The 21068-nt window shown below is 58.4% G+C and carries 17 protein-coding genes; 5 read left to right on the top strand and 12 right to left on the bottom strand.

From position 1 onward, the window contains the following. Window positions 1-3 precede the first annotated feature (3 nt). From iolD to ACCD02_RS09040, 5 genes are all read right to left on the bottom strand, one after another. Window positions 4-1935, bottom strand: a complete 1932-nt coding sequence (gene iolD, locus ACCD02_RS09060; protein ID WP_413300544.1) for a 3D-(3,5/4)-trihydroxycyclohexane-1,2-dione acylhydrolase (decyclizing) — start codon at window positions 1933-1935, stop codon at window positions 4-6. Window positions 1936-2045: 110 nt separating this feature from the next. After that, window positions 2046-3548, bottom strand: a complete 1503-nt coding sequence (locus ACCD02_RS09055; RefSeq protein ID WP_413300542.1) for a CoA-acylating methylmalonate-semialdehyde dehydrogenase — start codon at window positions 3546-3548, stop codon at window positions 2046-2048. A 30-nt stretch (window positions 3549-3578) separates the two neighbouring features. Further along, complete coding sequence (gene iolB / locus ACCD02_RS09050; protein WP_413300540.1) at window positions 3579-4388, bottom strand: 5-deoxy-glucuronate isomerase; 810 nt, start codon at window positions 4386-4388, stop codon at window positions 3579-3581. Next, the gene (iolE, locus tag ACCD02_RS09045; protein ID WP_413300538.1) at window positions 4388-5278 is read right to left on the bottom strand and encodes a myo-inosose-2 dehydratase; all 891 of its coding nucleotides are present in this window, start codon (window positions 5276-5278) and stop codon (window positions 4388-4390) included. The genes iolB and iolE overlap by 1 nt, the downstream gene beginning before the upstream one ends. 63 nt (window positions 5279-5341) lie before the next feature. Beyond that, entirely contained in the window at window positions 5342-7279 is a 1938-nt protein-coding gene (locus ACCD02_RS09040; RefSeq protein WP_413300536.1) for a bifunctional 5-dehydro-2-deoxygluconokinase/5-dehydro-2-deoxyphosphogluconate aldolase, read from the bottom strand. Window positions 7280-7586: 307 nt separating this feature from the next. Here ACCD02_RS09040 and ACCD02_RS09035 point away from each other — a divergent pair, with 307 nt between their 5' ends. Next, window positions 7587-8507, top strand: a complete 921-nt coding sequence (locus ACCD02_RS09035) for a MurR/RpiR family transcriptional regulator (protein ID WP_413300534.1) — start codon at window positions 7587-7589, stop codon at window positions 8505-8507. Between the two features lie 117 nt (window positions 8508-8624). Continuing rightward, a complete protein-coding gene (locus tag ACCD02_RS09030; protein WP_413300532.1) occupies window positions 8625-9740 on the top strand; it encodes a Gfo/Idh/MocA family protein in 1116 nt (371 codons plus the stop codon). 64 nt (window positions 9741-9804) lie between these two features. On the opposite strand, the gene ACCD02_RS09025 is transcribed toward ACCD02_RS09030, so the two are convergent. Further along, entirely contained in the window at window positions 9805-11793 is a 1989-nt protein-coding gene (locus tag ACCD02_RS09025; protein WP_413300836.1) for a sigma-54-dependent Fis family transcriptional regulator, read from the bottom strand. A 200-nt stretch (window positions 11794-11993) separates the two neighbouring features. On the opposite strand from ACCD02_RS09025, the gene ACCD02_RS09020 reads away from it, so the two are divergent. From ACCD02_RS09020 to ACCD02_RS09010, 3 genes are all read left to right on the top strand, one after another. Then, window positions 11994-13016, top strand: a complete 1023-nt coding sequence (locus ACCD02_RS09020) for a Gfo/Idh/MocA family oxidoreductase (protein WP_413300530.1) — start codon at window positions 11994-11996, stop codon at window positions 13014-13016. Continuing rightward, window positions 13013-13801: a TIM barrel protein gene (locus ACCD02_RS09015; RefSeq protein WP_413300528.1), complete on the top strand. Its 789-nt coding sequence runs from the start codon at window positions 13013-13015 to the stop codon at window positions 13799-13801. Before ACCD02_RS09020 ends, ACCD02_RS09015 begins: the two co-directional genes overlap by 4 nt. Before the next feature lie 99 nt (window positions 13802-13900). Next, window positions 13901-14827: a sugar ABC transporter substrate-binding protein gene (locus tag ACCD02_RS09010; RefSeq protein WP_413300526.1), complete on the top strand. Its 927-nt coding sequence runs from the start codon at window positions 13901-13903 to the stop codon at window positions 14825-14827. Between the two features lie 356 nt (window positions 14828-15183). On the opposite strand, the gene ACCD02_RS09005 is transcribed toward ACCD02_RS09010, so the two are convergent. From ACCD02_RS09005 to ACCD02_RS08980, 6 genes are all read right to left on the bottom strand, one after another. Next, window positions 15184-15489, bottom strand: coding sequence for an NIPSNAP family protein (locus tag ACCD02_RS09005; RefSeq protein WP_413300524.1), 306 nt, complete (start codon window positions 15487-15489; stop codon window positions 15184-15186). 274 nt (window positions 15490-15763) lie between these two features. Continuing rightward, window positions 15764-17173 carry an LLM class flavin-dependent oxidoreductase gene (locus ACCD02_RS09000; RefSeq protein WP_413300522.1) on the bottom strand — a complete coding sequence of 470 codons (1410 nt, stop codon included), beginning with the start codon at window positions 17171-17173 and terminating at the stop codon, window positions 15764-15766. A 36-nt stretch (window positions 17174-17209) separates the two neighbouring features. Continuing rightward, on the bottom strand, window positions 17210-18055 hold the full coding sequence (locus ACCD02_RS08995) for an amino acid ABC transporter permease (RefSeq protein ID WP_413300520.1): 846 nt from the start codon (window positions 18053-18055) through the stop codon (window positions 17210-17212). After that, window positions 18052-18843, bottom strand: a complete 792-nt coding sequence (locus tag ACCD02_RS08990) for an ABC transporter substrate-binding protein (protein ID WP_413300834.1) — start codon at window positions 18841-18843, stop codon at window positions 18052-18054. Before ACCD02_RS08990 ends, ACCD02_RS08995 begins: the two co-directional genes overlap by 4 nt. Window positions 18844-19096: 253 nt before the next feature. Beyond that, window positions 19097-20017, bottom strand: coding sequence for a homocysteine S-methyltransferase family protein (locus tag ACCD02_RS08985; protein WP_413300518.1), 921 nt, complete (start codon window positions 20015-20017; stop codon window positions 19097-19099). Further along, window positions 20014-21063, bottom strand: a complete 1050-nt coding sequence (locus tag ACCD02_RS08980) for a glycine betaine ABC transporter substrate-binding protein (RefSeq protein WP_413300516.1) — start codon at window positions 21061-21063, stop codon at window positions 20014-20016. Before ACCD02_RS08980 ends, ACCD02_RS08985 begins: the two co-directional genes overlap by 4 nt. Between the last annotated feature and the right edge of the window lie 5 nt (window positions 21064-21068).

The raw sequence follows: 21068 nt of genomic DNA, 5'->3' as shown, positions 1-21068 counted from the left end.
CATTCAGTACTGACGGGCCTTGGCCAGTCGTTCGTTCAGGGTTTTGGCCACTGCGTCCGTGCGGGCGCTGGTGGAGACTTGCGCCACCCCGACCCGCCACCACGACAGGTAGCCGTGAATCATGGTTTTAGGCAGCACTTTGATATCGATCAGGGTCGAAACCGTCTGTAATTGCGCATCAGCCAGCGCCGCGTGCAGCGCTTCAACGGTCTTCACGGTGTAGGTTTTGCAGCCATAGGCCGCCGCGCTCATGGCGAAATCCACCGGTACGAAATCGCCATCGAGCTTGCCGGTTTCCGGGTTGCGAAAACGAAACTCGGTGCCAAAGCTGTCCATGCCATTGCCCATCTGCAAATTGTTGATGCAGCCGAACGCCATGTTATCCAGCAGGATCACGTTGATCTTGCGCCGCTCCTGGATCGAGGTCGCCAGTTCCGAGTGCAGCATCATGTAAGAGCCATCCCCCACCAGCGCATAGACCTCACGCCCAGGCTCGGCGAGCTTCACGCCCAGCGCGGCGTTGACTTCGTAACCCATGCAGGAATAGCCGTACTCGACGTGATAGGTGTTCACGCCCTTGCTGCGCCAACTGCGCTGTAAGTCGCCGGGCAGGCTGCCGGCTGCGGCGACGATCACCGCGTCATCGGCCAGGGCCTGGTTAAGCACGCCGAGTACCCGGCTTTGAGTCAGGCAGGAACCGGTCAGCTCGATGAACTCGCGCAGGACGGCCGGGTCCATGTGGTCATTGATTTCCGGGACGAAATCTTTCGCCTGGTAGTCGACCTGATACAGCCGGTCAACCTCTTCATCCAGTTGCGCACGGGCCAAAAGTGGTTGCTCGCCCCAGCCGGAACGGTAATCACCCAGCGCCTGGGTGAGTGCCTGCAAGCCAATTTTTGCATCGGCCAATAACTGTACGCCGTCGAGTTTCAGGGCATCGCAGGGGCTGATATTGAGGTTGAGAAACTGCACATCCGGGTGTTGGAACAACGACTTCGACGCCGTGGTGAAATCGCTGTAGCGGGTGCCAATGCCGATGATCAAATCGGCATCACGGGCCAGCAGGTTTGCAGCCAGACAACCGGTTTCGCCAATGCCTCCGACGTTCAGCGGATGGCTGGAGACCACTGCGCTTTTGCCGGCCTGGGTTTCAGCGAAAGGGATGTCGAAGCGCTCGGCAAATGCCTGCATCGCAGCATTGGCTCCGGAGTAACGCACCCCGCCACCACAAATGATCAGCGGCTTGCGCTTGCCTTTGAACAGCGCCAAGGCATCGTCAAGCATGGCGTCGGTGGCCGGACGTCGCTCGATGCGGTGCACACGCTTTTGCAGGAAGTAATCCGGGTAATCGTACGCCTCGGCTTGTACGTCTTGCGGCAAGGCCAGGGTCACGGCGCCGGTTTCTGACGGGTCGGTAAGCACACGCATGGCGTGGATCGCCGCCGTCATCAATTGCTCGGGACGGTTGATGCGGTCCCAGTATTTGCTTACGGCCTTGAAGGCGTCGTTGGTGCTGATACTCAAGTCGTGGAACTGTTCGATCTGTTGCAGTACAGGGTCTGGCTGGCGACAGGCGTAGACATCGCCGGGCAGCAGCAACAACGGAATGCGGTTGGCCGTCGCCGTGGCCGCAGCAGTGAGCATATTGGCGGCGCCAGGGCCTACCGAAGAGGTGCAGGCGTAGATTTTGCGCCGCAGGTGCTGCTTGGCAAAGCCAATCGCGGCGTGGGCCATGCCTTGCTCGTTGCGCCCCTGATGGACGACCAGATCACCGCTGTCCTGCTCCAGCGCCTGGCCCAGCCCCAGCACATTACCGTGGCCGAAAATGGTGAAGATCCCGGCGACGAATTTACTCTGGACTCCGTCGACCTCGATGTACTGGTTATCGAGGAATTTCACCAGGGCCTGAGCCATGGTCAGTCTTGTTGTGGTCATAACCGATCCTTCAATACCCGAAGAAAGCTCGCTCGCGCCTACCGTTGATCCGCAGTGGCCTCAGATCGAAAAGCAGGCGCTGGCTCATTATTATTCTGCTCTAATTGGCATTATTTGGCGGTTGGCATGCTGAATTCAGGGCCTTTGGCGATGCTGTCGGGCCAGCGCTGCATGACGCTTTTGTAGCGGCTGTAGAAACGAATGCCTTCTTCACCATAAGCATGGTGATCGCCAAACAGAGAGCGCTTCCAGCCGCCAAATGAGTGCCAGGCCATCGGCACCGGAATCGGTACGTTAATGCCGACCATGCCGACCTTGATGGTGCGGGCAAATGCACGCGCAATGCCGCCGTCACTGGTGAAACAGGACACGCCGTTGCCGAATTCGTGAGCGTTGATCAACGCGACGGCGCTGGCGAAATCCGGCACGCGAACGATGCCCAGCACCGGGCCAAAAATCTCTTGCTGGTAGATGCTCATCTCGGGAGTGACGTTATCGAACAGCGTGGCGCCCACGAAGAAACCGTTCTCGGCGCCCGGCACCTTGAGGTTGCGGCCATCCACGATCAATCGTGCGCCCTGGGCCACACCGTCACCGATAAAGCCTTCGACCTTGGCCTTGTGTTCGGCCGTCACTAACGGCCCCATGTCGCTGTCGCCTTGCAGCCCGTTGCCGACTTTCAGCTGATCGATGCGCGGCAGCAGCTTGGCAATTAGCTGGTCGCCAACCTCACCGACCGCCACCGCAATAGAGATCGCCATGCAGCGCTCACCGGCCGAGCCGTAAGCCGCGCCGATCAAGGCATCGGCGGCCTGATCCAGATCGGCATCAGGCATCACAATCATGTGGTTCTTCGCCCCGCCCAGCGCCTGCACACGCTTGCCACGGGACGTTGCTTGCTGGTGGATGTATGCAGCAATGGGCGTTGAGCCGACAAAGGAGATCGCTTCGATGTCCGGGTGTTGCAGGAGCGCATCGACCGCCACTTTATCGCCCTGCACCACATTGAATACGCCGTCCGGCAAGCCGGCTTCAGTGAGCAAACGGGCCATCAGCAAACTGGCGGACGGGTCACGTTCAGACGGTTTGAGGATGAAGCAGTTACCGGTAACCAGCGCCAGCGGGATCATCCACAACGGCACCATCACCGGGAAGTTGAACGGCGTGACTCCGGCGCACACACCGAGTGGCTGGCGCAGGTTCCAGTTATCGATGCCGCCGCCAATGTTGTCGCTGAAATCGGTTTTCAGCAGGTTGGGCGCACCGCAGGCGTATTCGACGATTTCGATGCCGCGCGTAACTTCACCCATCGCGTCCGACAACACTTTGCCGTGTTCGCGGCTGATAATTTCGGCCAGCTCGCGGTGGTGACTGTCGAGCAGTTCCTTGAACTTGAACATCACCCTGGAACGGCGCAGGGACGATTGCTCCGACCAGGCCGGGAAGGCTTTTAATGCCGAGGCAACGGCTTGGTCGACGTTGCTTTGGCTGGCCAGCGCCACACGCGCCTGCACTTCACCCGTGGCCGGGTTGAACACGTTGCTGAACCGTTCGCTGGCGCTTTCTTGCACCTGACCGTCGATGTAATGACCTAAAACCGGGGCGTTGCTCATTGTTATTATTCTCCGTGCAAAGGTTGAAATTCAGATATCCAGAAGCCAGCTGTGCTGCGGATCGTTATGGAACTGCCAGACACGTTTCGGGCCAGCCATCACGTTCAGGTACCAGGACTCGTAGCCGTACGGCACGCTGACAGGGTGGTAACCCTTGGGCACCACGACCAGGTCGCTGTTTTCTACGGCCATGGCCTGATCGATGCTGCGGTCGTCGGTGTAGACCCGCTGGAACACAAAGCCCTGGGGTGGGCTGATCTGGTGGTAATAGGTTTCTTCGAGAAAGCTCTGGTGCGGCAGATCGTCGGTGTCGTGCTTGTGCGGCGGGTAGCTCGACGAATGCCCGGAGGGCGTGCGTACCTCAACCACGAGCAGCGAATGCGCGGGCTCGGTGTCCGGCAAAATATCGCAGACATAGCGGGTGTTGGCCCCCTTGCCGCGCACGCTGCGCTTCATGTTTTCGGGTTTGATCAGCCGCGGGCCAAGGTTGGCGGTGCTGGAGCCGGGCGCGGCACACACTGCGATTTGCACATCGCTAAGGGCAACCACCTGCGCCTGGCTGCCGGGAGGGAGATAAGCGGCAAACGGCGATTTGTCTTCGAACACCGACTGCCGGTCACCGATGTTGTCCCAGTCGAACGCACCCTGCCCCGGCGCTTCGCCCTTGATGCTGACGCGGCCGCTGAGCAGCACCAGACACAGCTCCTTGTCACCCGCCGACACCGGCAACGTTTCGCCCAGGCTCAAGCGATAAGCTGCAAAACCGACGTATTCCAATTCATCTTTGCCCAGTTCGACCATGGTCCGGCCGCAAGCATTGCTTTTGACTAGCAGGCTCATCACTTAGTCCTCTCGTCGAGTAGCGTACGCAGGGTTTCGTAGCCTTTTTTGGCGAAGATATAGCTCGGTGCGACGGCGGGATCCTGCTCGGCTTCGACCACCAGCCAGCCGTGGTAATCGGCGGCCAGCAGCACGTCGAGCAAGGCGCCAAAGTCGATATCACCATCGCCCGGCACGGTGAAGGTGCCGTTGATGATGCAATCCGGGAAGCTCCACAGGTTATTGCGTGACAGCTGCACCACCGGTTTACGCACGTCCTTGAAATGCACGTGGCAGATCCGCTCGATGTGCTTGCGCAACACCTGCAACGGTTCGCCGCCGCCCATGTAGCAATGCCCCGAATCGAACAGCAGGCCGACCTCGCTGCCGGTCAGGGCCATCAACGTGTCGATATCGGCTGGCGATTCAACGTAAGCCCCCATGTGGTGGTGATAGGCCAGGCGCACGCCCTTGGATAGGGTAAAACGCGCCAGCTCGGTGAGTTTGTCGGCGTATTCCTGCCAGGCTTGCGGGGTGTGGAAGCGCGGGCGCTCGACCAGCGGGATGCGCTGACCCTGAATGGAATCCGCGACTTCACCATAAACCAGCACCTTGGCACCGTTGTTGGCCAGCAGCTCAAGGTGGCTGCCGATGGCGTCGATCTCTTCGGCCACCGAACGGCGGGCCAGACGACTGGAATACCAGCCGGAGACGAGCGCCAGCTCGTACGGCCGCAGCACGTCAGCGACGCCTTTGGCATCTTTGGGGAATTTACCGTTGAGTTCAAAACCTTCATAGCCGATCTCCTTGCCTTCGCTTAGCGCGGTGCTCAGCGGCGTTTCGCCACCGAGGGCCGGGAGGTCGTCGTTGCTCCAGGAGATCGGGTTGATGCCAATTCGGATAGCGGGCATGGCTGCACCTTTTATTGTTGTCTGAATGTCCGTTGCGGCTCAGGCGGCCTGCGCGGTCTCACGTCACGCCCGGGCTGTGCGCCAGGCGTTGATCAGTTCGACAAACGTGGCCTGCACTTGGCGGATCAGGGTTTCATCATCGATTTCACCGGCCATCCAGGCGCGGCTCGGCTCTTGGAAAATCGTCCGCCCCACAGCAAACCCGCGGCAGGTCTGGCTCTCGCGCGCTTGCTGAAAGCCTTCGGCCAGGGCTGCTGCCGGGGCGTTCAGGCCCAACAGCACCACCCCACGGCAGTACGGGTCACGTTCCTGGATCAGCTCGTCGAGCTGTTTCCATTGCTCGGCACTTTGCGCTTCGATCTTCCACCACGCAGGGTAGATACCCAGGTTATAAAGGCGTTTGAGCGAGCGATACAGCACGTCCGGGTAGGTCGAGGGGTGATCCTTGGGCGGGATGATTTCCAGCAGCAATTCGTGACCGCTGATTTGCGACGCCTGGTACAACCCCTTGATCTGCGCCTCCTGCTCCAGCCGCAACAGAGGCTCGTCGTCCGGGTGAAATTGCACCAGGCACTTGATGATGTGCTCTTGCGGCCAGGCAATCAGGTTACTGCCCGCCGAGCGGCCATGCTCGAAGGCCAGCGGACGCGACCCCTGGACCTCCACCGGCCGCGCTATCCACCAGCCGCGGCCGGTGGCGGCGTTGAGCGAGTCCTGACCAAAGCGCTGGTCGGCCAGCAGCCCGACATCCGCCTTGATGCCCTGAGTGCGTAAATCTGCTTCGACCCGCTCAACCGCCTTGATAAAGAGCTGCTTGAGCTCACTGATGGCGCTCAGCTCGCGGCCGCTCTTGTGCGCCAGCTCGACCAATTGCCCGCGATGATCAAAGGCGAAGACGAACAGTTGCTTCCACTGTTTACGCGGCACGCTGACCTGATGCAGGCGTTGCAAAGTGACATCCTGATCCGGCCGGGTAATGGGCACCGGGCTGCTAAAGAGATACTCGAGTTCAGCACGGGTCGGCATCGCCGGGGCGCAGGCATGGCGTGACACCACAAGGCCGCCGCAGGCATTGGCCAACTGGCAGCAACGCTCGTCGCTGGCGTCTTCCAGCCAACCGGCAAGGAAGCCCGACATGAAGGCATCACCGGCACCCAGCACGTTGAGCACTTCCACCTGTACGCCAGGGTAAATCGCGCCGTCTTCGAGCCGTACCGGAATATCCCCATGAATCACTGTGCAACCCTGCGGCCCCAGCTTGACCACCAGGGTCGCCGCGCTCACACGCCTTACTTTACGCAAAGCCGTAAGCAAATCTTCGGAGCCGCCAGCAATCAAAAACTCTTCTTCAGTGCCGACGATCAAATCGAAACGCGGCAAGATTGTCTGCACATGCAGGCTGACGTTCTGGTCGGCAACAAAACGGGTTTCGCCGTCGGCCTTATTAGCAAGGCCCCAGAGCACCGGACGATAGTCGATGTCCAGAACGCGCTTGACGTTGTGCTTCGCGGCATAGTCCAGCGCCTGGATGCTTGCCTTGTAGACCCCGTCAGTGGAGAAATGGGTGCCGGTGATCAGCAAGGCTTTACTGGAGGCAATAAAGGTTTCGCTGATGTCTTCTGCCCGCAACGCCATGTCGGCGCAGTTCTCGCGGTAGAACACCAACGGAAAGGTCTCGCGGTCCTTGAGCCCCAGCAGGACCATCGCCGTCAGGCGTTCGGAATCGACTTTGATAGCGCTGACATCGCAACCTTCGCGGGCCAGGGATTCGAGCAGAAAACGCCCCATGTGGTCGCCCCCCACCCGGCTCAGCATCGCCGACTTGAGGCCTAGCCGTGCGGTGCCGAACGCGATATTGGCGGAAGAACCGCCGAGGTATTTGGCGAAGCTTGAGACATCTTCCAACCGTGCGCCGACTTGCTGCGCATAGAGGTCGACGCCAAGGCGTCCCAGGCAAATCAGATCCAATTGACGTCCACTGGCAAAACGAGTCTGGCCCATGCTGGCTCCTATTATTTTTATCAGCCTGCGTTCGACACGATGGAGGTGCCGAACACTCTTGGTGGGCACAGACTAAAACGTCTCGGACCGAACAATCAATATTTATTCTATAAAATATTTACGTGGAATATTTTTTCTAGAATGCTTCGTACGAGTGTTCCAGATAGAGTGCATCGTGCAGCAGGGCACACCGCAATGCGCTGCCGAGGATTTTATCCCGGCCTACCCTGTAGACTGCGCACAGCCATCTATTGTCAAGGGATGAGCGATTCGTCATTCCTGCAAGAACAAGCCAGAAGGATTTCTTATGTCCCGCACCGATCAGCCGGCTACGACCGAGAGCACGCCGGAGAGCGACCTCCAGAGCCCACCGATCAATGCCGAGCGTTTGCTGCAATTGATCACTGACGAATACGAAAGCCTGCCGCGCCAGCTCAAACGCATCGCCAGCTACATGAGCCAGCAGAGCGACCGGATCATGGTTGACCGCATCAGCGACATCGCCAGCGAATGCGAAGTGCATCCCTCGGCCATCGTGCGCTTCTCCCAGCGCTTCGGCTTCAGTGGTTTCAGCGAAATGCAGGCGTTGTTCCGCGAGGCCTACACGCACAAGACCACACCGGTGCAGAACTACCAGCAGCGCATCCGCAGCATGATCGCCAACAAGTCGCAGAAGGCCAGCGGCGGCGACCTGGCGCGCGAATGCATCAACGCGACCCTGTCGGGTATCGAACGGCTCGGCATGGAACTCGACGACGAAGCATTCGACAAGGCTGTGGATCTGGTCGTCAATGCAGACAACATCTACGTGGTCGGCGTCCGCCGCTCGTTCGCGGTGGCCGATTACCTGGTCTACAACCTGCAGCACACCAACAAACGCATCCATCTCGTTTCAGGTCTGGGCGGCAGCTATCGCGAGCAAATGCGCAGCGTGCGTGCGAATGACCTGGTGATCGCAATCAGTTTCACGCCCTACGGCAAGGAAACTCAACACTGCCTGCGCATTGCCCAGCACCATCAGGCGAAAACCCTGATCATCACCGACAGCAACCTCTCGCCGCTGGCCAAACGTGCCAGCACTGTACTGCTGGTCAATGAAGGCAGCTCGTTTGCCTTCCGCTCATTGAGTGCGACCCTGTGCCTGTGCCAGGCGCTGTTTATCGCCGTGGCCTATCGACTGGAATTGAAGGTCGATGAAATTCACGAGCAGGTCGGGTTCGACGATTGAACGCAGTACCAGCGGTGCTCCGTGCGCCATTTTAAATATTTATTCCGAAAAATTACTAAAAAGAATTTTTATTCTATAAACTGGATTTCCTAAAACAAGAACGTCAAGGATCCTTTCATGCGTGAACTCGGAATCGGACTTATCGGCACGGGTTTCATGGGCCGTGCCCATGCCCTGGCCTTTCGCAACGCCAGTGCGGTATTTGAACTGCCCTTCACGCTGCGCCTTGCCGCACTGGCCGACGCCGACCCGGTGCGGGCCCAGGCCTGCGCTACCGCCTGGGGCTTTGAGCAGGCCCATACTGACTGGCAACAATTGATCGACGACCCCAGCGTCAACCTGATCGCCATCACCACCCCCAACCACCTGCACTACCCGATGGCCATGGCCGCTATTGCCGCAGGCAAGCCGGTGTACTGCGAAAAACCGCTGGCGGTGAGCCTTGCAGAGGCCAGCGCCATGCACCTGGCCGCCAGAGACGCGGGCGTGGTTACGCGTGTGGGTTATAACTACCAGCACAACCCGATCATCGGCCTGGCGCGTGAGCTGATCCTGAAGGGCGAACTCGGTGAGATCATCAGCTTTCAAGGTGAATTCAGCGAAGACTTTATGGCCAATCCTGCGTCCCCCTGGTCGTGGCGCTGCGAGACCGAACACGCCGGTGGGGCGCTGGCGGATCTGGGCAGCCACTTACTCTCAATGGCGCGTTACCTGCTCGGCAATGTCGAAGCCGTGTGCGCTGATGTCCAGACCGTGCATCGCCAACGTCCGGCCACCGCTGGCAACACAGAACTGCGCCACATTGCGGTCGACGATCAGACCCACGCCTTGCTGCGCTTCTCCAGCGGCGCACGGGGCACCTTCAGCAGCAGTTGGCTCAAGCACGGTTACAAGAACCATCTGAGCTTCGAAATCAGCGGCACCCAAGGCACCCTGATATTCGATCAAGAGCGCTTGAATGAACTACGCCTGTGCCGCGCTGGGCAAGACGGTTTCCAGCGTTTATTGGCCGGGCCGAATTTGCCGGGTTACGCAGCCTTCAGTCCCGCAGCCGGGCATCAGTTGGGCTACAACGAACTCAAGACCCTGGAAGTGCATGAACTGATCATGGCCCTGGCTGGGGAAGGACAGACCGGCACTGATTTCGAGCAAGCCTTTGAAGTCGAGCGCTTGGCCACGGCCATTCGCCTGGCGGCACGGGAACAGCGCTGGGTTAATGTCAACGAGGTGTGATCGCTTACTGAGCGCACGGCACACCGCGCCGGGCTTCGATGCTGCCCGGCGTGGTTTATCCCTCTCAAAGCTCAGGGCCCGAGCGAAACACGTCGGCACTCAACCCAAACCGATTCATTTTGTTGTATAGCCCGCCACGGGACACATGCAACTGCTTGGCGGCCAGGCGAATATTGCCGTGGGTCGCCTTGAGTGCGGTGATAATCGCGTTCATTTCTTGGGTACCAAGGTCCGGCGCGGCCTGGAGCTCAGGCACGCCTCCTGGCGCCGAAGGTCGCAGCCTTTGCCTGATTTCGAGCGGTAGATCCACAAGCTGGATTCGCTCGGTCATAGCCAGATTGGTTGCGCGCTCAATAATGTTTTCCAGCTCTCGAACATTGCCGGGCCAGTGGTAAGCGCAGAGAACATCCAGTGCCTCCGGCGAGATGCCCTGCACCGACTTGCGCAGCGAGCGAGCGCAACGGCCCAGAAAATGCTGCGCCAGTAGCGGAACATCTTCGCGGCGCATTCTGAGCGGTGGAACCGTCAAACTCAGTACTTTGAGCCGATAGTAAAGATCCTCACGGAACGCCCCGTCAGCCACTGCCTGACTCAGGTTGCGGTGGGTGGCTGCGATGATGCGGACATTCACTTGCCGGTTTTTTTTTGCCCCTACCCGTGTCACTTCACCTTCTTGCAAGACACGTAACAGGCTGACCTGGGCATCAAAAGACATGTCACCGATTTCGTCGAGAAAGATCGTGCCGCCATCGGCCAATTCGAACTTGCCGGCCGAACCACCGCGGGCCGATCCGGTGAACGCGCCTTCAACATGACCGAATAATTCGCTCTGCACTAAATCTCGCGGAATGGCCCCGCAATTGACCGCCACAAACGGACCTTCGCAACGGTCACTGGCGTTATGAATCGCTTGGGCGAACAACTCCTTGCCGGTGCCGCTTTCGCCCAGGATCAGTGTGGTCGAGTCACTGCGACTGGCGATTCGCGCCAGGTGCAACGCATCCTGAATCGCCCGGGAACTGCCCTGAATGGTTTCAAAGGTGTAGCTGGCCTGACTACCAATGATGCGCCGGGTAATTTCCCGGATACGCCGGTTCTCGCGCAGCGAAACAATACACCCGCCCTGCGCCAGTGAGCATACGGACACCAGGCACGCCAGATGGCTACGGTCATGCAGTTCAAACGTGCAATCCAGATCGCGCAGCCCTTCCCCGCCGCGCAGCAGAATTTCATCCGTGAGTTCGCTCTGGCCCAGGCGCTGGAACGGGCTGCCCAGCAGGTCGCGGCCCACGCGAAACAATTGCCGGGCATAGCGGTTGAGGGCCTTGATACAGCCGCGTTCATCCAACACCACCAGCCCTTCGTTGAGCACTTCAAGCACGGTCTGCTGCTCTTCCAGCAAGGCCTGCAACGCCATCTGTCGCGAAACCGCTTCTGCAGCGGCCTGCACAGTGCCCAGCGTGTGGAAATGAAACCAGCCAGGCTCGGCGGTCAGGGTCAGCATGGCCAGTGTCCGGCCCTGGGCATCGCGGATAGGTGCGGCCGCGCAATGCATGCGACGCTGACGCAGGTCGCTGCCAAAATTTTCCTCGGCCAGCACATACACTAACCGGTCTTCGGCCAATGCCAGCCCGGTGCAATTGGTGCCCTGTACCGACTCCAGCAAGCGGCTGCCAACGGGTGTGAGATCGAGCCCACAGAAATACAGCGTCGTGCCTTCGGCATCGGTCAGGTTGATATGGCCCCTGGGGTTGTACGCCAGCAGGCCTCGCATGACCTCCGCCGCTGCGCCGATCAAGACTCGATTGGCCGCCAGCGTTGCAGCCAAATCAGTTGGCGCAACAAAGCGGTACTCACCGTCTTTAGGGTCTAGCCCTGCGCTGACGCTGCGTCGCCAGGAATCCCAAATCACCTGTCGCACCCCGGCAGGTTGATCGGTACGCCCGCTCAGGCACGCCAGCCAGGCGTTCTCCAGCGCCACAATCGGCCCTTCGCTCAACGACGCCGGGCCGAGTGCCGTAAGGTAATCAAGGTCTTGCACTCTGAAAGCCATTGGCTGTGGGTTCACTGGCCGCACCTATGTTCATATTTTTGACATGTCAGTATAGACATGTCATTAGAATGAACACTTAATTTGGAATTTTTTTATTAATCTCTTTATTATCAACAAGTTAAAAATTGGCACAGGCTTTGCTCCCTTCGTTATAGCAGTGGAAACGCTTCTACTGAACAACAATAAAAGGGAGTCATTTCATGAATACATCCAAGACCCTGCGCCTCGGCCTGATCGGCGCTGGCCGTATGGGCAGCTTCCACGGCCAGACTGCCGCCCTGCACATCCCCGGTGCCTGCCTGGCCGCGATCGCCGACCCGACACCTGGACAGGCCGCTCGACTCGCCGCTGAGCTGGGTGTCGAGCGGGTTTACGCCGATGCACAGCAATTGCTCGATGACCCGGATATCGACGGCGTACTCATTGCCGCCCCCGCCCGCAGTCACGCCGATTTAGTGATTAGTGCGGCGCGTGCGGGCAAAGGCGTGTTTTGCGAAAAACCCATGGCCATTACCCTGGACGAAGCCGACCGCGCTATCGCAGCCGCTGCCGACGCGCAGGTGGCGCTACAAGTCGGCTTCAACCGTCGCTTTGCCAAAAGCTTTCGCACTGCCCACCTGGACGTGGTCGCCGGGCGTATCGGTACACCACAACTGCTGCGTTCGCTGACCCGCGATCCGGCCTTGAACAATCCCGCTGCCTCGCCGCAGTGGGTGATCTTCCTCGAAACCCTGATCCACGATTTCGATACCCTGCGCTACCTTAATCCCGGTGCCGAAGCCGTCGAAGTGTTCGTGATGGCCGATGCCCTGATTGCACCGGACTACAAAAGCAAAGGCTTTCTCGACACTGCGGTGGTCACGATCCGCTTCGACAACGGCGCTATCGCCACGGCCGAAGCGAATTTCCAGGCGGTCTATGGCTACGATGTTCGAGGCGAAGTGTTCGGCAGCGCAGGCATGCTGACCATGGGCAGCGTCAATGACTCAGACCTGGTCCGCTATCTGGCCAATGGCATCCAGGGCGATACCCAGCGCCTGGACACGGACCTGCTGCGTGATGCTTATGTGGCCGAACTGAACCACTTTACAGACTGCCTGCGTACAGGCGCAAAACCACTCGCCAGCGGCGAAGATGCCCGGGCGGCGCTGGCAATTGCCCGTGCGTGTATCGAGTCGTTCCAGCAAGGTAAAGCGGTGCGCGTCGAAGGAGGCCGGTCATGAGCTTCACGCCGTTCAAACTGGCCGTCAGTGCCGAAATGGTCTTTCTCGAATTGCCCTTCATCGAGCGGGTCAAACGCATTCATGCACTCGGCTTCAGCGCCGAAATCTGGGGCTGGACAACCAAGGACATTGCCGCACTCGCCGCCACCGGCGCGGACTTCACCTCGATGACCGGCTACATCTCGGGCAACCTGACCGACCCCGACGGCATTCAGCAATTGCTCGACAGCGCTCGGGAATCACTGGCCGTCGCCACGCAACTGAATTGCCCAAGCCTAAACCTGCACGGCACCGGCCTGGACGACCAGGGCTTGCCGGTCAAACCCGTGGCCCATGCCACTGGCCGCATGTGGTTGAGCGCCTGCAAGACCCTGGAAAAAATCGCCCGCCTGGGCGAAGACGCCGGTCGCGTGTTCCTGCTGGAAAACCTCAATACCGAGGTGGACCATCCCGGCACGCCGTTCGCTAGCGCCGACGATACGTTGGCGCTGATCGAGGCCGTCGACAGCCCTTATCTCAAGATGAATCTGGATCTTTACCATGCGCAGATTGGCGAAGGAAACCTGATCGAGTTGATCCAGCGTGCGGGCAGCGCCATCGGCGAAATCCAGGTGGCTGACGTTCCCGGACGCATGGAACCGGGCACCGGTGAAATCCACTACCCGGCCATTGCCAAAAAGTTGTTCAGCATGGGATATAGCGGTGTCGTCGGGCTCGAAGGCTGGGCCAGCAGCGACAGCGAAGCAGCACTTGAACGTTTTCGACAAGCCTTCACGCTGAATTGAGGACCAATGGCGCGCCGGGACGTTGCTCCAAAACGCGCCAGCGGCCCTCAGGTTTTTTCTTGATCAGTTTCATCTCATAACAATAAAAGGAAAACTATCATGCGTCGCTGCACACTGCTTTTTGCCACCCTGCTACTTGTCTTCAGCCAATGGGCCACCGCCAGCTATCGCATCGGCGTGAGTATTGCCAAAGTCGACGATAACTTCATGACCTACGTGCGCAGCGGCCTGGAGGACGCTGCCAAAAAGGAAAACGTACAGATCCAGTTCGAGGACGCCCAGGGCGACGTGGTGCGCCAGCTCAATCAGGTCCAGGGCTTTCTCAATCAGAAGGTCGACGCAATCATCGTCCTGCCCGTGGACACCGCCGCCACCGCCAACCTGACCCGCGCCGCCGTCGAGGCGAAGACGCCGCTGGTCTACGTCAACCGCCATCCGGACGAACGCGTGCAGCCTAAAGGCGTCGTCACCGTGGCGTCCAATGACATCGAGGCCGGGCAACTGCAAATGCGCTACCTGGCGGAAAAGCTCGGCGGCAAAGGCACCCTCGCCATTATCATGGGCGACCTTGCGCAAAACGCCACGCACGACCGCACTGAAGGCGTCAAACAGGTGCTCAAGGATTATCCCGGTATCAAGATCGTCGAACAACAAAGCGCCGAATGGCAACGCAACAAAGGCATGGACCTGACCAGCAACTGGCTGCTGGCAGGCACCAAGTTTGATGCCATCGTCGCCAACAACGACGAGATGGCCATCGGCGCCGCCATGGCTCTGCAGCAAGCTGGCAAAACCAAGGGCGAAATTGCCATTGTCGGCATTGACGGCCTGCCCGACGGCCTGAACGCGATCAAGCGCGGCATGCTAGTCGCCTCAGTCTTCCAGGACCCAAAAGCGCAAGCCAACGCCGCCGTACAAGCAGCCGTAAAAATGATCAACGGCGAGCCCGTCGAAACGGATGTGTGGGTGCCCTTTGAACTAATCACCCCAGAGAAAGTTGCGGCGTACGAGCAGCATTATAAGTAGTCGCCAACGCTAACCAGCGGCATGCCGGGAGCAGATACGGCGGCGCATGCAGGGCAAGCATGCGCCGATATATGTCAAGCCAGTCTGGAAGATACCGCTGAGAATGGGTGCTCCGGCAGCACCGCATGGTCGCTTCGACGGACCTGCATCTTCATCGGTTCCCAACGACCCGTATCTGGTGAAAGCACGCAAGGTGACTTGGCTGCACGCTTACTTAGCAGTCCTGTGACTGAAAACCGGGCTGGGTAGGTGACGTCACTGGACGCATACGATTTACTGCCTGCTGCCACTAGCCGTGGGTTCTGACTGACCGAAGCAGCTTGCATGCCGGGAAGCTGATGAGGGCGGCCAATTCCTCACCCAAGCATGGGGCGAAGAAAACTTCTTTCGTAGCTCACGATAAACTTCAACGCCGTCGCCTCTTCCACCAGGCGCACACACTCCTCATCCTGCGCAGCCTGGTCGCGATACCGTTCGTAATCCGCGAGAGTAGCAAAACTGAACAAGCAATAGGCGATGTTGTTGGCACCCTCGGCGGGCAGAAAGTAGCCGTGGTGCTCGCCTCCCAGACGGGTCACCAGACAGATCCACTGGCGCGAATAGCGTTCGAATGCAGCGAGCTGGTAAGGATCGATGACGTATTTGACGTGACAGGTAATCATGCAATCAGTCCTTTGAGTTCAGGGCTGATCATTCTACCTGCCTGATCAGCACCTGTCCGAATACCACCCTGCCACCCCGCCACCCTGTACAGGTTGTCACTCTCGCATCCTGGCATCAAAGCGCAATCACGCAAGGTGTGCTGGGCGGATGCTTACCAACTACTGGAGGAGTTGCTGGGGCATTGTGTGGGCGCAGAAGGCTTCGTTGGCATCATTCATCCAACCTGAAGCCAGGGCCAACTTAAATCAACTCATTGTTCACACTGCTCGCTTATCACTGCGGAGCGGCCTTCACCCCTTCCTGGAGACCCGTGTCGAAACGGAACGAGGCGCCATAAGCCGAAGCGGGTAAATGACTTGAACCATCCGCTCTTAACCGCGAACGGAAGGTACCGCTTTGTGGTTTGGTGCGGTATAGGCCACGCTTTTGCAATTCCGGGATGACCAGCTCGACGAAGTCTTCAATACTGCCAGGGCTGATCAGGGGATTAAGCATGTAGCCGCTGGTGCCAGAAATACGTGCGTGTTCCTCAATGCGTTCGGCCACTTGTTGCGGGGTACCCACAAGGATAAGGTCGCTTCCTCGAGTTACATTGGCAAAGCGCTGTTTCACGTCACCGGCGGTCAAGGGTTTGCCACTGCCATCAGGACGCATCACATAGGAAGTCATGCCTTCTGTGTGAGTAGACAGCGCATCACTGTCGGCATAGCGGCTGATATCGATACCAGTGTCACCGGCGTAGCTCACCAATTGTGCCTGCAAGTGATAGTTGCTTTGCAGCTCATCATATTTGCGCTGAGCTTCGATTTCAGTTTTGGCCGTGACAATACGCAGCACCGTTAGAGACTTCACGTCCTCAGGCTGACGGCCACGCGAATGGGCTTGGGCCCAGATTTCTTCAAGCCCTTGACGAATTTCCAGTGGGTTGGATTTCGCAATGAAGATCAGTTCAGCGTGCTTGGCCGCGAACTCCCGGCCACGCCCTGACCAGCCCGCCTGGATCAATAAGGGTGTGCGCTGGGGCGATGGAGAGGTCAGGTGCGGTCCGGCTACCCGGTAGTGTTCGCCAACATGGTTGATTGGTCGCACACGATCACCCCGCGCGTAGAGCTGGCGAGTCTTGTCCGCGACCACAGCGTCGTTGGCCCAACTGCCTTCCCAGAGTTTGTAGACCACATTGAGAAATTCTTCAGCACGCTCGTAGCGATCATCGTGCTTGATCATCTGCTCAAGACCGAAGTTGCGGGCGGCGCTGGACAGGTATGAGGTGACGATGTTCCAGCCCACCCTGCCATTGGTAAGGTGATCCAGCGTGCTGAAGCGTCGGGCATGGGTAAAAGGATGTTCGTAGCTGGTAGTCACCGTGACGCCAAAGGCCAGGTTTTCCGTCACGGCTGCCAATGCCGGAATGATCATCAGCGGGTCATTGGCCGGTGCTTCCACTGCCCACTTTATCGCCGCATCGGCGTTGCCACCGAACACGTCGTAGAAGCCCAGGACATCACCAAAAAAAAGCATGTCGAGGTGAGCCTGGTCGGCAATGCGCGCCAGGTTCGACCAATAACCCAGAGAATTGATGGCCAATCGTTCGTCAGCCGGGTGCGTCCAAAGGCTTGGCGCGCCGCCACAGCCCACACTGGCTTGTTCATAGAGCGCAAATAAAAGAGGTTTTGGATCGGACATCGTAGTTCCTGCAAATAAGTCATTAAACAGGGCGGATCACCGCTGATTCTTGAAACCTTTGCCGTAGTGGCGTTCAAGTCGGTGCTGTATCAATTCAAGCCCGATGGACAACAACCAATAGATGACGGCTGCGGTAGTGAGCATTTCGATGTAGCGATAAGACGAGCGGCCATAGGACTGCGCCAGGAACATCACCTCCCAGACTCCCATCACCGAAATCAGCGATGAGTCCTTGAGCATTGAAATGAACTGACTGGTTGTCGGGGGAATGATCGTGCGCATGGCTTGCGGCAAAATAATGTGCATAAAGGTCGCCGTCGGCCTAAGGCCCAGAGCCATCGCTGCTTGACGCTGACCGGAAGCCACAGCCAGGATGCCAGCGCGAAAGATCTCACTGAGATAGGCACCATAATTGAGCGAGAGCGCAATGATTCCGGCGCTGATAGCGCCAGGCACAACACCCAGCTGCGGCAACCCCAAATAGATCAGCAGGATCTGGATTAGCAACGGAGTACCGCGAAAAAAAGACGCATAAAAACTGGCGATACCAAAAGCCACTGCGCTGCGTGACAGACGCGCAAGTGCTGTCACGAAGCCTAGGAGCAATGACAACCAGATCGAACAGAAGCACAGAAACAATGTCAGCGCAGCGCCTTGCAGGAAACCGTTGGGCCCTAGATGCAGGCCGACCAGATTCGGCCATTTCTCCAGAATGATCGAGAATTTCAGATCAAAACTCATGAAAAACATGACGCACAATCCGAGCAACCCTAACCACGTTAAATACAATCGAGTGCGAAAGCCAAAGAGCTGGCTCAATCGACGTGGCTCGGTTTCGGGTCTGACAACCGCCTTGGCCGAGTGTGGGGTGAGGTCTGTCATTGGCTGATATCAGAGCCGATCCACTTCTGCGAAATCTTGCTAAGCGTACCGTCAGTCTTAAGCTGCGTGATGACCTCGGTGACTTTGGCATTCCATTGCGGATCGCCCTTTTCAATCGCCACTACGTTCGGTTCGGCATAGAGCGTGTCGCCGGCAATTTTGAAGCGAGGATCCTGAGCAATACGGTCGCGGGCAGTGATGAGGTTGGTAACCATGGCATCAAGACGCACGCCCGTACCCAGTGCCAAATCCTGAAAAGCCACTGTTTCGTTGTCGTAAGGCGCGACTTGAACATTATCGAATGGATAACTCAAAGGCTTGTCCTCGGCGCCCTCGATCACAAGATTTTTGTTCAAGTAAGCTTCGTAAGTCGACGCACTGATCACGCCAACTTTTTTTCCGGACAAGTCTTTGCCTGCCGTAATGTCGTTGTCCTTGGCATTCACCACGATGACCGCTGGTGACTGGTAATACTCGACGGGGAAATCGAACACTTCGGCGCGGGCCTTGCTGGGAGTCATCGAGCAGACGCAGATGTCATAACGTCCACTCCAACGGCCAGCAGCGATCACATCCCAGGACGGTGTCTCCAATTTGAGTTTCACCCCAAGCCGTTGCGCGACGGCCTTCGCCACATCCACATCAAAACCGTCCAGTTGGTTTTGCTCATTCAAAAAAGAGAATGGCGGATAGTTTTCCATCAACACGCCAGTCAATTCCCCTTTCTTCGTCACCCGATCCAGCGTGGGCCCAGCGAAAGCCGTTGAGCAGGTCGCCAGTATCGCCATGCCAACAGGTAGAAGCGCCGTAATTTTCAAAACCAAGTACTCCAATCAATTCAAAAGCCTTCAAATGGAACAGCTGCTACCACCATGCTTTTCCAGATGACGTTGCTGTTCTTCATCCGCTCGTTGAAACTTGACCAACGGCGCAATTACCGTGACTACGGGCTGCCCCCACTGCCCCGACGCATCTAGCCGCTGTTTCGCCACAAGCGCTAACCGGGCCTACCGGGCAGAGTTGAAAAATATTGAAGATCATTCATGTTCCAGCAACCTCTGCGCGCGGTAATAAATGCAGGTGTAATTTCGCGATATGTTCTGGCCCAATACCGCAGCAGCCGCCAACGATACTGGCGCCTGCCGCAACCCAGGCTCTGGACCACTGGAGGTAAGACTCAGGGCCCAGATCGCGACGAATCTCCAGCAACGTGCTATTAGCCTTGGCCTCTGTGCTGACGGGAGGAAATGCGTTGGCGTAAACCCCCAGCTCAATGTTTTGGCCAAGGTCCTGAATGACATGCCGAGCTTCGGCCAGTGCCGCGGCCATGACTTCCGGCTGACTGCAATTGAACAGGACCGCTTTTGCTCCCAACTCAGCCGCTACCCGTACCGCATCGGCAACCGCCTCAGTGGAGCGCAGCCGTGGTTGCCCGCTGGCTTCATCAAGGAGCGTAAACGACACCCAAAGCGGCTTGGGGTCCGCGTCCAGAGCCTCGACGACGGCCCGGACTTCTGCAATGGAACTTTGGGTTTCCGCCAACCAGACATCTACATGCGCCTGTAGCCCGGCGATCAACGCTCGATGGATCGCCACCGAGCGCTGGTGATCGAACAGATCCGGTCGATAGGAGCCCAAGGCTGGCGGCAGCGAGGCGGCCACCGTGACGAGTTCGGTGCAGGCAGATGCGGCTTGACGCGCGAGCTGTCCCGCGCGCTCGGCCAATGATCGTCCCTGGTCGGCAAAGCGCACATCGCCAATATGAAAAGGCACTACCGCATAACTGTTGGTGGTGATGATTCGGGCACCCGCCGCAATGAACGCCTGATGCGCCTGAAGCACATAATCAGGTGCGTCGATCAACGCGAGCGCTGACCATTCAGGCTGACGAAACGGCGCCCCGATACGCTGCAATTCGCGGCCCATGCCGCCATCGAGCAGGCGCAAGGAAGCATGGTTCATTGGCTTGAACTCACTTTCGGCGCCGACGCGGCGAGCCACTGATCAACCGTGGCGCTGTTCGCCTGGACCCATTCCTTGGCGGCGACGTCAGCTGGGATTTTTTCCTTCTCGATCTTCAGGATCAGCCCGTTGAGCTGCGCAGGGTCAATGGCGACGTTGCGCAGGAACTCAGCAATTTTCGGTGCCCGGCTCTGCAACGCAATCGAGGCCAGGACATGGACCTTGGCATCCGGGAATGCGCAGGTAATCTGGCTCTTGTTCAGCCAATCCGGATCGACTGTCGGACTGATGAATTTCCAGCAGCCATCGGCCTTGTAAAGCGGGTCGTCCTTTTTGTTGTCCTGGGCATAACCGTCGAACGCAGGCTCTTCCAGGCGACGCAGGTCAAAGGCTGAGAAAATCCAGTCCGGGGTATAGGCATAAAACACGACGCCGCGTTGTGCCTTGTATGCGGCTGACAGTTTGGCGTAAGTCACGGACGCCTCGGTGGACACCGCCTCGAATTTATCGGCAAATCCGTAATCCTTAGCCTTGATCTGGCCAATGTAGGTTGACTCCCAGCCTGCAGGACCTACCAGCAACTGAGCCTTGCCGCCACCCAGCGGTTCGAAAAGCTTGGCGACTTCAGGTTTTTTAAGATCGTAGATGGATTTGACCCCGTACTTGTCTTGCAGATACCCCGGAATATAAAAGCCTTGTTCGCCCGCATAAGGGGTGACGTTCGGGACCAATGACCGGGTGCCGCCAGTGACGTATCTGGCCCAGGCTGCCGACTGGTTTGGTAGCCAGATGTCGGTCAGTACATCGACCGAGCCATCGCCCTTTGCGGCGGCACTGAACAACACCGGGACATCTCCAGCCAGATACGACACGTCGCCATCCAATCGGCTTTTGATCACTTCCCCGAGGATGTGTTGGATGGCGATAGCCCCCGTCCAGTTCTGCTCACCAATGACAATTTTGTCTTTGGCGAATACGGTTGCCGGGAGAATCAAGGACGCCAGCAAGGCGGCCGCACCCAAGGTACGCGACAGATGTGTCTTCACGATAA

The sequence above is a fragment of the Pseudomonas sp. Pseusp88 genome, from assembly GCF_047303955.1.
GTDB lineage: Bacteria > Pseudomonadota > Gammaproteobacteria > Pseudomonadales > Pseudomonadaceae > Aquipseudomonas.
This window is presented reverse-complemented; position numbering and strand designations above follow the sequence as displayed.

Excerpts from the sequence above, each read along its gene's own strand:
- ACCD02_RS09000 (WP_413300522.1), bottom strand. The coding sequence starts at position 17,173 with ATGTCCGATCCAAAACCTCTTTTATTTGCGCTCTATGAACAAGCCAGT.
- ACCD02_RS09055 (WP_413300542.1), bottom strand. The coding sequence starts at position 3,548 with ATGAGCAACGCCCCGGTTTTAGGTCATTACATCGACGGTCAGGTGCAA.
- iolD (WP_413300544.1), bottom strand. The coding sequence starts at position 1,935 with ATGACCACAACAAGACTGACCATGGCTCAGGCCCTGGTGAAATTCCTC.
- ACCD02_RS09020 (WP_413300530.1), top strand. The coding sequence starts at position 11,994 with ATGAATACATCCAAGACCCTGCGCCTCGGCCTGATCGGCGCTGGCCGT.
- ACCD02_RS09025 (WP_413300836.1), bottom strand. The coding sequence starts at position 11,793 with ATGGCTTTCAGAGTGCAAGACCTTGATTACCTTACGGCACTCGGCCCG.
- ACCD02_RS09030 (WP_413300532.1), top strand. The coding sequence starts at position 8,625 with ATGCGTGAACTCGGAATCGGACTTATCGGCACGGGTTTCATGGGCCGT.
- iolE (WP_413300538.1), bottom strand. The coding sequence starts at position 5,278 with ATGCCCGCTATCCGAATTGGCATCAACCCGATCTCCTGGAGCAACGAC.
- ACCD02_RS08990 (WP_413300834.1), bottom strand. The coding sequence starts at position 18,843 with ATGGCGATACTGGCGACCTGCTCAACGGCTTTCGCTGGGCCCACGCTG.
- ACCD02_RS08995 (WP_413300520.1), bottom strand. The coding sequence starts at position 18,055 with ATGACAGACCTCACCCCACACTCGGCCAAGGCGGTTGTCAGACCCGAA.
- iolB (WP_413300540.1), bottom strand. The coding sequence starts at position 4,388 with ATGAGCCTGCTAGTCAAAAGCAATGCTTGCGGCCGGACCATGGTCGAA.
- ACCD02_RS09015 (WP_413300528.1), top strand. The coding sequence starts at position 13,013 with ATGAGCTTCACGCCGTTCAAACTGGCCGTCAGTGCCGAAATGGTCTTT.
- ACCD02_RS09040 (WP_413300536.1), bottom strand. The coding sequence starts at position 7,279 with ATGGGCCAGACTCGTTTTGCCAGTGGACGTCAATTGGATCTGATTTGC.
- ACCD02_RS09035 (WP_413300534.1), top strand. The coding sequence starts at position 7,587 with ATGTCCCGCACCGATCAGCCGGCTACGACCGAGAGCACGCCGGAGAGC.
- ACCD02_RS09010 (WP_413300526.1), top strand. The coding sequence starts at position 13,901 with ATGCGTCGCTGCACACTGCTTTTTGCCACCCTGCTACTTGTCTTCAGC.
- ACCD02_RS08985 (WP_413300518.1), bottom strand. The coding sequence starts at position 20,017 with ATGAACCATGCTTCCTTGCGCCTGCTCGATGGCGGCATGGGCCGCGAA.
- ACCD02_RS09005 (WP_413300524.1), bottom strand. The coding sequence starts at position 15,489 with ATGATTACCTGTCACGTCAAATACGTCATCGATCCTTACCAGCTCGCT.